This is a genomic window from Clostridia bacterium (assembly GCA_035628995.1).
GTDB lineage: Bacteria > Bacillota > Clostridia > Lutisporales > Lutisporaceae > BRH-c25.
This window is the reverse complement of sequence record DASPIR010000019.1, coordinates 1-10,217: the sequence shown is the minus strand read 5'-3', so window position 1 is coordinate 10,217 and position 10,217 is coordinate 1. Positions and strand designations below refer to the sequence as shown.

The following is a 10,217-nucleotide window of genomic DNA, read 5'->3' as shown; positions in this document are numbered from 1 at the left end:
AAATTTAATAAATGCACTCAGATTTAGAGGAAATTTCTTGCTGATATAGAAATATACATATAACGTTTAATAAACCATAAGGGGCGATGATTATGAAAAGTGTGGAGACGTTGGCAAGTAGAATCGAAGAGCTTCGTACCGATCTGGAAGTAGTCATGGAAGCGGAAAATGAACTCATAGACCCTAGGGTTGTTAAAGCAAGTCAATCCCTGGACAAGGTGCTGCTCCAATATTACAGGATACTTAGAATTAGAGGATTCAGAATATTAGAGGAAGGGGTAGAATAGAACCCATACAAGCAGTATTTTATATAATGTAATAGACGTTTTAATAGTGTCGTAACATATGCAATGGCGGTGAGTCAGGAATATGAAAGTGGGAGATATGGTAAAGGTGAACGATGCCAGTGATTGGCACGGCATGTACGGCATTATCGACAAAATGTATGGGGAAACTGCCTTCGTATTTTGCATCAAAAGGCCTGGAAAGCTTCATCCTGTAGCTTTAAAGCAGTTGCTAAGGGTAAGCTTTAAAAGCAAAAGAGAATTCTGAAAGATAGGTTTTAAAAAACCTATCTTTTGTTGTATATGATGCTGAGAGTAAGGAGACTGTCAAGTTTTTAACATAGCAGAAGTATTGACAGTTTAAATGGGGGATAGTATAATAAACCTAATTTATCAATAAATTAAAAATTCAAAAATTTGAATAAGTGTTCGACAAAAAATGCAAATTGTCATAAATTCTAAACAAGCTAATAACGAATCAAATTGAATATAAACAGCCTTTTAAGCTATCGGTATCTCCCCCATAGCTTTTTTTTTGTCTTTTTTGAAAACTTCTACTAATACTACCGTATATATTTTTGAAAGGATAGCTTCCTACTTCCAAATTTCAACGTAGATGTAAAAATATATATGGAGTAAACCCTAAAAAATGGAACAATATCTTAAAATATACGTCTAATATGCAATAAAACGAACTTTAGGAGGGTGATGGATTAATGAAGAATAGTGGGAAAGTCTTAAGAAGCTGCTTTATCGGCTTGCTTATAATCTGCATTGCTTTGCCTGTTGTTGCTTTTGCTAGAGAGGATGCCTATATCGAGCTGCCCGAGCGGGTAGGGGCTTCCCCCGGGATTGCGATAGAAATCCCCTTTGACTCTGCCCTGATGGGTGCGACAGTCAGCAGGAGCAATGTTTATGTAGTAAATGAGCGGGGAGACAGGATGCCTGTAGCACGTGAGCTGGGAATCGGCGGCAAGTCCATAATAGTATCACCTCTCAGGCAGTATGAGCCTGGGAAAACCTATACATTATACATAAGAAAATCTGTAAAATACGTCACAGGAAGCGAAATAAAAAACGGTCTCAAATTAAAGTTTACTGTTGCTAAAGCTGCAAAGGAGCCATTGCCAAAAGTCGGCAATGGAGAGAACCTGAGAAAGCTTCTGTCTGAAGCAGCCGAGCAGAATGATTATTTAACATATGGAACGAACGAAATGAGAGATGGAACAATACTTTTTACTTTTAACGAGGCAGCGTTAGCTTCTGCAGCAGCTGCTAGCGAGAGTGCAGACAGCTCCAAGCAGGATGGTAATACAGTCTCAGGGGATTATTCTACCACAAATGTACAGGTGAACGGGGTAGATGAAGCGGATATAGTGAAAACAGACGGGAAATACCTTTATCAGGTGAACAACAACAGGATAGTGGTAGCAGAGGTATATCCCTCTGACAAAATGAAGATAAAAAAGGTCATAGGCTTGGATGGGGAAGACATGCATCCAACTGAGCTTTACTTGGATGATAAGAGGCTGGTTGTAATAGGAACATCAAATGCCAGCATTCCTATGTACGGCTCAAATTCCAAGCGCGCAATGCCTTCCAAGCGCGATTACTATAGCAACAATACAGTAAAAATGCTGATATATGACATAGCCAATAAGGATGATATAAAGAAGATAAGGGAAATAGAGCTGGAGGGAAGCTACCTATCTTCAAGGAAGATAGACTCCAAGCTGTATCTTGTATCAAACAAAAACTTGAATTACTATGACATATTGGAAAACGCCGAAGTTAATGATACACCCTCCTACAGGGATACTGCAGTACAAGAAGATTTCATAAATATTGACTATGGAAAAATCGGATATTTCCCGGGTTCCGTAGAACCCAACTATATGATTGCTGCGGGCATTGACCTTGACCGCCCGTCAGAAGGCGTCAATGTATCCACTTATCTGGGTTCAGGAGAGAGCATTTATGCCTCGGCAGAGAACCTCTATGTAGCGGTTACAAGATATAATATTATGACCCAGGATGCACCGGGTCCGATAATAAATGACTCAGCAGCTCCTAAGAAGCCTGCAATAAAAGTCAGTGACAGGGAAACAGTCATATACAGGTTCGCACTTGACAACGGGAAACTTGATTACACCGGCAAAGGCAAGGTACCCGGCTCAATACTCAATCAGTTCTCAATGGATGAGAGCAAGGGATTTTTCAGGATAGCAACTACAAAGGGAGATGTTTGGGGAGAAGGCGGGAACATTTCTAAAAACAATCTATATGTCTTGAATTCAGATTTGGATATATGCGGAAGCCTTGAGGATGTAGCTCCAGGGGAGAAGATATACTCAACCAGGTTCATGGGAGACAGGGCTTATATGGTTACCTTCAAGAAGGTTGATCCTCTGTTTGTAATTGACCTTAAGGATGTCAAGAATCCAAAGATACTGGGAGCATTGAAAATACCCGGCTACAGCGACTACCTGCACCCTTATGATGAAAACCATATTATAGGCTTCGGGAAGGACACTATAGAGCTTTCCAATGAGGGCTCCCGGGGTAAGAGCGGAAGTACTACGGCATACTATCAGGGCATGAAGATAGCTTTGTTTGACGTGACTGATGTCAACAACCCCAAGGAAAAGTTCAAGGAAATAATTGGCGACCGAGGCACTAACTCTGAACTCCTAAGGGACCACAAAGCTCTGCTGTTTTCTAAAGAAAAGGAACTCATGGCCTTCCCCGTAACTGTGATGGAAATAAAGAACAAAGAGAATATAGCTGCTGGGAACATGCCTGCATACGGAAGCTTTGCCTTCCAAGGAGCTTATGTTTACAACATCGACCTTGTTGAGGGCTTCAAGCTTAAGGCCAGGATTTCGCATATCAGCGAGGAAGAATACAGTAAGTCGGGGGATCGCTGGTATGACAGCAATAAGAATGTAGAAAGAATAATATATATCGGCGATGATATTTATACCATTTCCAAAGGCATGATTAAGGCCAATAGTATTAAGGATATGAAAGAAAAAGGAACGCTTCTAATACCTTAGAAGTTCTGAGCCGGGGATAAAACCCCGGTTTTTCTTTCCTTATAAACAGGATATTGGATGGAAAATAGCGAATTATAAATATGAGGTGATGCAGATGCCTTTAGATATTGAAAGCAATATTGATACGGCTAACGTAAGCGTTTCATTTTCAAGAACGATAGAGCTTGTTTGCGCCTTGAAGTATATGGCTTCAAAGCAAAGCTTGGAGCTTGTGGATCAGGACACAGAAATTCTTTATAACTCACTTACCCAAAAGAGCAGAGAGACAGTGGGGATTGTTGCCCACATGAGGCTCAAGGGACTTGAGATGCAAGAATTTGTACTTAGAGAGAAAATGTTCGATGATGTGGAACTGCTTATTAAAAGAATTAAAGGATATGATAAGGTAAATTTCATATATACTTTTATAGGTGAAGAACTATCCATTGAAAATATACAGACATTATGCGGAGACACCGAAGCATTGCGTAAGCTTTTAAGTGGGACGGAAAACAAAATAAGCAACGACCTAGAGGTGCTGAAATACTTGTTTCATGAAACGGAGAAGTTTAGGAATTCTATGTTGGAGCTTCTCCATGAGCTTAACAATAAGCATTTTGACAGCTTGATCAGGAATCAATCTACTTACTACAGCAGTCTGACAGACCAAGTAGAGGAGAAAATGGAGGGCAAGAGTCCGCTGGACTTCTCTCAGGAGTTTTATGGGAAAAAGTTCAAGAGAATATATGACTTTAAGGATTATTTATTTATTCCTTCATACTTTTTAAGGCCAAACAAAATAAGATTCTTCAATTTCAATACTCAGATTATAATATTCAGCATGGATAATGATAATCTAAAAAGGCTTGAGGCAGGAGACAGAATATCAAATGTGTTGAAGGTCGTCTCAGACAGGACACGCCTTGAGATACTGAGAGAGCTGACCTCCGGGCCAGACTATGGCAAGACGCTGGCAGAAAAGCTGAGGCTTACTACATCTACTATTTCCCACCATCTGGACCAGCTTAAGGAAGTGGGGCTTGTGACGGAGGAAAGGATAAAGAATATCAAATATTTCAATGTCAATAAGAAGGAAGTCGAAAAAGTACTGAAGGAATTCAAGGAATACCTGACAGGCAAGTAATTTCCCAGCGGAATTTGTAGATTGAACGCACGTAAGTATTCCTATCGGGTAAAGTGCGAATTCAATAACATCAAGGAAGCATTTACGCGAAACTTGAATGAAGCATTTAAGATGTTTTTGGCGAAATGCATTGTTATTTCCCGGGAAATAAAACATATTGTAGAAGGATGGGTAATGATTAAGCGGATGTGTGAGCCGACACATACTATTTTATGAACAGCTGGGAGGTTTAATGAGTGGAGCTTGTAAGAAGGCTAAGAGAAGAGGAGATAAAAGAATTTGCAGATATAGTAATCAATGCATATCCTGGATGGGGTTTCAGCACATCGGAGGAAAGGCAGAAGCTGGAGGAAAAGCTTATAAAAACCCAGCGAGAGGATGACAGCATAAATTTCTATGGGTTTTTCAAAGAAAGCGAGCTATTAGGCGGAATGAGGCTCAATGATTTTAAGATGAGGTTAGGCACCCAGAAGGTGGATGCTGGTGGATTAGGTCTGGTAGCAGTTCACCTGATGCATAAAAAGGAGAAGGTTGCAAAGGAAATAGTAACATATTTCCTGAGACACTATAGAGAACGAAGAACTCCTATCGCTATGCTTTATCCTTTCAGCCCCGAATTTTATAAGAAGATGGGCTTCGGTTTTGGAACAAAGATGAACCAGTACAGCATAAAACCTAAGAATCTGCCTAGTGGTGGATCAAAAAGTCATATCAGGCACTTTCAAGAGGGAGACAAGCAGCTGCTCCTGGACTGCTATGCAAGGATAGCCGAGAAGACCAACGGAATGATTGACAGGTCAGAAGCCGAGCTCAACAATATTTTGATAGTATCTCAGAACAAGATTGCAGTATACAAAAGGGACGGCAAGGTAGAGGGTTATATTGTTTTCATGTTCAAGAAGGCCAGCCAGGATAATGGATTGAAAAATGACATATTTATTAAGGAATTCCTCTATGAGAACACAGAAGCTTTGATGGAGCTTTTGACCTTCCTCAACACTCAGGAGGATCAGATAAATAGGGTTATATTCAATACCTTGGATGAGAACTTTCATCATCTTCTCTTGGATCCCAGAGACAGCTCCGATAATCTCATGACCTCGGTATATCATGAGAGCAACCTGCAGGGGGTTGGGCTGATGTACAGGGTTACAGACACAAGAGTATTGTTTGATGTCCTTAAGGGGCATAACTTCAACAACCAGAATTGCAAGCTCAGAATAAACATTAGGGATAACTTCATAAAAGAGAATAACGGTAGTATTATAATACACTTCATATATGGAAGGGCAGTAATTTCAGAGGGCAGTGAATATGAAGCGGCAGTTGATTTGGACATTTCTGATTTTTCTTCACTCATAGTAGGAGCAGTAGGTTTCAAAGCCCTTCTTAAGTATGGCATTGCCCATATTTCAGAATCTAAATATGCGGATACAGTTGACAGAATATTTGATATGCACGAAAAGCCAATTTGTCTTACAATGTTCTAGTGTTTTTTAACACAACAAATTTATAGTTATTCATCCGACCCACGGTTATATAATATAGTTTGGGGGGAAGCTTTGATGTATCAAAATGAAGCTATAGGCCAGAATGCTCTCTATGTAAATGACACACTGGTCAGGATATTCAAGTTTGTACTGGTAGCCCTTGCGGCAGCAGCCATTATCAAGGCCGCAGGTTATATAGCGCTGCCATGGCTGCATTTTATTGGGATAGCCGGTATCGGTGGCTTCGCATGTATGATTCCTATTGCATGCAGACATTTCAGGATGGGTGGAAATATACTTAAGTATGTTAACATCTACTGCGCTGCAGTGCTTTGTATCTTAGGATATATCTACCTGCACATGGACATGATAATGCTGCTTGTGATACCTATTGGTTTTGCCTGTCTATATTTTGATGTAAAACTTATCAGTCACTCGGCGGCACTGTCGATATTCGGACTTGCAATTGGGGAGGCATTAAGGGTTTGGGCAAACTGGGGTATTACTCCAGGTGCACAATTGGGCTATCTTAGGCTGGCAATGTACATCCTTCAGTTTGGTATTGCGGCATTGCTGCTGACAGCCATCTCGAAAAGAGCGCTCAAAATGCTTTCCAATACCCATAGCTTCTATGAAAACATCAACAGTATATTCTCAAATACAAGTGCGTCCACACAGAGCCTGGAAACGGCTGAAGAAATACTCTTGCAGGGAGTAAGCTCCTTGAGCGGCAATAATGATAAAAATGATGAATTGCTGCTGGCAGGAGAAGAGGATAACTTGCCTTCCAGCACAAAGGTAAGGGCGATAATATCCAATATAAATAAATCCATGGAGAATGCCAAGGAAATAATGAAGTATACCCAGACAATGCTCAAGAGCAAGGGCAAGGATTTAAAGGCAGGGGATGAAGTTTTAAAGATTGAGGAATATACCAGGAACTCCAAGGAGTTGATCTCAAAGCTTGCTAAACACACAGATAAGATAAAGGATGATCTTGGTCTTATATCAATAATGGTGGATGAAAGCAAGCTGCTTTCAATAAATGCCGCAGCAGAAGCAGAGAATGCCAGTTCAGGAGGCAGGGGCTCCGCAATAGTTGCCATGAAGGTGGAGAAGCTGGCTGACGAGTCGGTGGAATCGGCTTCTCATATACAGGAGCTTCTAAGCACCGTGGTGAATGATGCAGAGAATACTCTAAAATCAGTAGCGGAAACCTATGAAGAGGTTTTCAAGAGCTTGGAGCTTATAAATAGAACTGTAGAGACCCTGATAAAATGGCTGATGTACAAAAATATGAAATAAAAAATTGAAGCGTAGACCTATTGGCCTACGCTTTTTCTTTCCTCCATCCACCGGAGCAAGAACATCTTTATTATTGCCGCTGTCGGAACTGCTATGAGCATTCCCCACAACCCAAAGTATGCACCGCCAATAAATATGGAAAGCATCACAAAAACCGGATGCAGTCCCACACTATTCCCCACAACTTTAGGTGCAATCAGAGCACCGTCAATCTGCTGCACAACAACAAGTACAACAACTGCAAGCAGTGCCTTTATAGGGCTTCCGCTCAGGAGTCCCACAATTATTGCTGGCACTGAGCCTATTACAGGTCCAAAGTAAGGGATGATATTTGCTATACCCGCCGTCATGCCTATTAGTACTGCAAAGTCCAGGTTTATGATAGACAGCCCTATGGAGCTTAGGATACCAACGATTAAGGCATCCAGGAGCTGACCTCTGATGAATTTGGATATAATCAAGTTTATATCAGTCAGCAGACTTCGCAGCTTTTGATTTTTCCGTTCTTTCATAAATGCCTTCGTGATATCTCTATACAGCTGTTTGAAGTATTCCAAATCCTTTAGAATATAAAATGCTATAATGAGTCCCAGCACTATATTCACTACATTACTTCCCAACCTCTTGAGCTGTCCGAAGGATTTGGATACAGCAGAGCCCAGTATTTCGTTGGCATTTTCCGCGGTATTGATAAATTGCTGTTTCAGATTGTCCGACAAGCCGCTGTTTTCAAGCTGAACCTTCAATTGATCGTATATCTGGTTATATCGTTCCGAATAGCTGGAAATCGAATCAATAATAGCATTAAAATCAACCTGTCTGCTGATTTGTCCGCCTATCATGGCATAAGTGCTGTACAGCAGTATAACAAGTATTCCAATAACCAGCAGATATGTAAGCAAGACGCTTATAGTTCGTTTGAGCTGTTGGTTTTTACCATAGCTTTCGTTTTTTAATTTTGAAAATCTTTTGCTGTTCATTATATTGCATTCTATCCAGCAAACTATAGGATGAAGCAAGTATGCGACTACAAGTGCAATTATAAAGGGTGCCAGGATTGCAAGAAACCCTGACAAAGTGCTCATAATAGTGCTTAGTATAAGCTCAAGCTTGGAAACTAATCTATAAATCACATACAGAATAGTAGCAAGCACAACGATATAAATGCTGTATTTCACAAGAGTTCTATCAACTGTAAACTTCATATATTCTTTCCTCTCAAATCCTTTGTATTATAAAGATCGATGATTCACATAATATTCAAGTGATATTATAACTACTTTAACATATAAAAGTCTTTTATTGAAACATTTTTACGATTAAGGTAGACTTTTATGAAACTCGTTTTACGGAGCATGACAAATTAATGTGGAATATATGCTCCTACTCGTTATAAAAATTGCCAATATCAAAGCAAACCATTCAGTTTAGCGAATAAATAATGTAAAACTGCAAACAAAATACCTGTTGATATTTAACGGCGTATTTAGTATAATACTTAAGTACGAGCAACAGCACCATAAATGGAGAGATGGCTGAGCTGGTTGAAGGCGCACGACTGGAAATCGTGTTAACTGTAACAGGTTACGAGGGTTCGAACCCCTCTCTCTCCGCCATATAACGCAAGTAACTCTGAGGATTTTGTCCCCAGAGTTTTTTATTTTTTGTGATACAATTGTGACATTTACCAACCGCTTGACGACCTTACGACGACAGCATGGCGGCAGAATAGGTGAAAATAGTTGCAATTACTAAGAAGTATATGAAGCGACCTGTCGTCGCCTATTTGGATGATACTTTTTGAAAATTCCTATAAATATTATTGTAGTATTATTATACACATCACCTATTTCATAAAATTACTTTTAGTGTTAAAGATAAGCGTCTATAACTGAATCTATCTATAAGAAAATCTATAACATAGATATTGACATAGAAGGAGCATAGTGATAAGATTAGTTTAATGAATAATATATTGAGGTGGTTTTATGGAACTGGATAAAAGAATAGAGGAGATACTCTTAAAGTATCAAAACAAGTTTGCTATGCTATTGGATGATTTACGATGTGACCTGTTAGAGTTATCTGGATTAGAAGAAGTAGCTGTAGAAGAGGTTGCTTTAGGAGAAGCACGGAAGCGGGCTATACTAAAGGAATGCATGCAAATTGATGGTTTGATGAGACAAAATCTAAGCCAAATTGCCAAAAAGTATGGAAGGCAGGCAGGGACCCTAGGTGTATACTTCAGACCTGACGTGAACCTGTTAAAGGCTACCGGAGCACATGGAAGAGCGGTGACGGAAAAGGGGCAGAGGATAGTCCAGGAATACAATAAACGGTTCGGGCTGCATTGGGAAGAGCAAATAATGAACATTTTGAGTGATTTTGCGGTTAGTGATTCAACTAAGGTAAAGCTAAAACTGAATAATATACATAAGTAGAAAGCTGTAGTAAAGCATAAATTTCTCTACACATTGAATCATATTTTAAGAGGAGGAGTTGTATGGAAAAAATATCAATAAGTGCAGGAAGGATTTGGTCTCCAGACGACATAGCTGCAGTAATTGGGGTAGTTGCTAAAATGGCAGAGAATTCAAGCACTGGGCATAACAGCTTAGATGGGTTTACCGACATAAGCATTAATGCAGAAGGGTTAACGATGGGAATACAACAAGGAAAGAACAAGCAAGATGTTAATTCTCTCCGTGGAAGTATTAAGGGTGGAATCACTAAGAGTACAAAGAAGAAAAACTTATGGTAACTTGCTGAAGACAAATTAAGAGATCTAGATTCCAACAAAAAACCTCTAAGGAATTTGTGAACTGATACCCGTTAATCGGACACAAATAAAAAGCCCTATCGCAGAATTTCATAAAATTAAGCAGACTGACACCGTTTTTCGTATGGTGTCAGTTTAGTTTTTAATTGGATACGCTCATAGTTGTAAAAGTAGATATAT

At 39.7% G+C, this 10,217-nt stretch carries 9 protein-coding genes and 1 tRNA gene; 9 read left to right on the top strand and 1 reads right to left on the bottom strand.

What is annotated here, in order from left to right; all coding sequences use genetic code 11:
- Nucleotides 1-92 precede the first annotated feature (92 nt).
- The 6 genes from VEB00_05660 (at nt 93) to VEB00_05635 (ending at nt 7,258) form a co-directional block, all read left to right on the top strand.
- Nucleotides 93-287 carry an aspartyl-phosphate phosphatase Spo0E family protein gene (locus VEB00_05660; GenBank protein HYF82496.1) on the top strand — a complete coding sequence of 65 codons (195 nt, stop codon included), beginning with the start codon at nt 93-95 and terminating at the stop codon, nt 285-287.
- Between the two features lie 82 nt (nt 288-369).
- Nucleotides 370-552, top strand: a complete 183-nt coding sequence (locus VEB00_05655) for a hypothetical protein (protein HYF82495.1) — start codon at nt 370-372, stop codon at nt 550-552.
- A gap of 448 nt (nt 553-1,000) precedes the next feature.
- On the top strand, nt 1,001-3,340 hold the full coding sequence (locus VEB00_05650; protein HYF82494.1) for a beta-propeller domain-containing protein: 2,340 nt from the start codon (nt 1,001-1,003) through the stop codon (nt 3,338-3,340).
- Nucleotides 3,341-3,434: 94 nt separating this feature from the next.
- On the top strand, nt 3,435-4,463 hold the full coding sequence (locus VEB00_05645) for a winged helix-turn-helix domain-containing protein (protein HYF82493.1): 1,029 nt from the start codon (nt 3,435-3,437) through the stop codon (nt 4,461-4,463).
- 236 nt (nt 4,464-4,699) lie between these two features.
- Complete coding sequence (locus VEB00_05640) at nt 4,700-5,953, top strand: GNAT family N-acetyltransferase (protein ID HYF82492.1); 1,254 nt, start codon at nt 4,700-4,702, stop codon at nt 5,951-5,953.
- Nucleotides 5,954-6,028: 75 nt separating this feature from the next.
- Nucleotides 6,029-7,258 carry a methyl-accepting chemotaxis protein gene (locus tag VEB00_05635; protein HYF82491.1) on the top strand — a complete coding sequence of 410 codons (1,230 nt, stop codon included), beginning with the start codon at nt 6,029-6,031 and terminating at the stop codon, nt 7,256-7,258.
- Nucleotides 7,259-7,275: 17 nt separating this feature from the next.
- Here the strand turns inward: VEB00_05635 and VEB00_05630 are convergent, their stop codons facing one another.
- Nucleotides 7,276-8,463: an AI-2E family transporter gene (locus VEB00_05630; protein ID HYF82490.1), complete on the bottom strand. Its 1,188-nt coding sequence runs from the start codon at nt 8,461-8,463 to the stop codon at nt 7,276-7,278.
- A gap of 320 nt (nt 8,464-8,783) precedes the next feature.
- Between VEB00_05630 and VEB00_05625 the strand changes: the two genes are divergently transcribed.
- From VEB00_05625 to VEB00_05615, 3 genes are all read left to right on the top strand, one after another.
- A tRNA-Ser gene (locus VEB00_05625) sits at nt 8,784-8,874 on the top strand.
- A gap of 372 nt (nt 8,875-9,246) precedes the next feature.
- Nucleotides 9,247-9,699: a hypothetical protein gene (locus VEB00_05620; protein ID HYF82489.1), complete on the top strand. Its 453-nt coding sequence runs from the start codon at nt 9,247-9,249 to the stop codon at nt 9,697-9,699.
- Nucleotides 9,700-9,761: 62 nt separating this feature from the next.
- Complete coding sequence (locus VEB00_05615; GenBank protein ID HYF82488.1) at nt 9,762-10,019, top strand: hypothetical protein; 258 nt, start codon at nt 9,762-9,764, stop codon at nt 10,017-10,019.
- Nucleotides 10,020-10,217: the final 198 nt, after the last annotated feature.

Excerpts from the sequence above, each read along its gene's own strand:
- VEB00_05660 (HYF82496.1), top strand. The coding sequence starts at position 93 with ATGAAAAGTGTGGAGACGTTGGCAAGTAGAATCGAAGAGCTTCGTACC.
- VEB00_05655 (HYF82495.1), top strand. The coding sequence starts at position 370 with ATGAAAGTGGGAGATATGGTAAAGGTGAACGATGCCAGTGATTGGCAC.
- VEB00_05650 (HYF82494.1), top strand. The coding sequence starts at position 1,001 with ATGAAGAATAGTGGGAAAGTCTTAAGAAGCTGCTTTATCGGCTTGCTT.
- VEB00_05645 (HYF82493.1), top strand. The coding sequence starts at position 3,435 with ATGCCTTTAGATATTGAAAGCAATATTGATACGGCTAACGTAAGCGTT.
- VEB00_05635 (HYF82491.1), top strand. The coding sequence starts at position 6,029 with ATGTATCAAAATGAAGCTATAGGCCAGAATGCTCTCTATGTAAATGAC.
- VEB00_05630 (HYF82490.1), bottom strand. The coding sequence starts at position 8,463 with ATGAAGTTTACAGTTGATAGAACTCTTGTGAAATACAGCATTTATATC.
- VEB00_05620 (HYF82489.1), top strand. The coding sequence starts at position 9,247 with ATGGAACTGGATAAAAGAATAGAGGAGATACTCTTAAAGTATCAAAAC.
- VEB00_05615 (HYF82488.1), top strand. The coding sequence starts at position 9,762 with ATGGAAAAAATATCAATAAGTGCAGGAAGGATTTGGTCTCCAGACGAC.